Source organism: Citrobacter sp. VF227 (assembly GCF_052950715.1).
This window is the reverse complement of sequence record NZ_JBRFVF010000279.1, coordinates 1-507: the sequence shown is the minus strand read 5'-3', so window position 1 is coordinate 507 and position 507 is coordinate 1. Positions and strand designations below refer to the sequence as shown.

General features: G+C 59.2%; 1 protein-coding gene. It reads left to right on the top strand.

What is annotated here, in order from left to right; translation table 11 throughout:
- Positions 1–49: 49 nt before the first annotated feature.
- Positions 50–507, top strand: a 458-nt coding sequence (locus tag ACU8YC_RS26315; protein ID WP_446896165.1) for a fimbrial protein, incomplete at its 3' end; no start/stop codon positions are given.

Sequence of the window (507 nt, the reverse complement as noted above, 5' to 3'; positions counted from 1 at the left end):
TCATCATGGGAAATAGCGTGTTTTTAAACGGCCAGTCCGGATTTTTATCATGAAAAAACTGAAACCACTGTGGACATCGCTTTGTCTCCTGACCCTGACCGGGTTGTCTTCTGTCCAGGCGACCGCCCCGTTATTTTCCACCCGTATTGTGATGGACGGTTCGCTTGTGGCGGCGGCGTGCCGCGTGGAGATCAACGGGAAAAGCGGGGACGCCCTGGTGAGCTTCCCGGAATACAACAAAGCCCTGCGCAATACCATTGCCCCGGAGGAGATCCTGATCCGTCTTTATGATGACGGGGCCACTGTCGCCGGCTGCTCGGCATTCCGCGCCGGCAGTCTGGTGCGTATCAGCTTCGGTAATCCCGGGCAGCTGGATGAGCACGGCGTGGTCACCGCCGGCGCGGGCGACCGGGTCCGTATCCACGTCTCTGCCCTGGATAACCAGGCGAGCCACAAAGATACCATTACGGATGCCCCGGATCGCCGTGTGGTGACGTATCCGGTGAC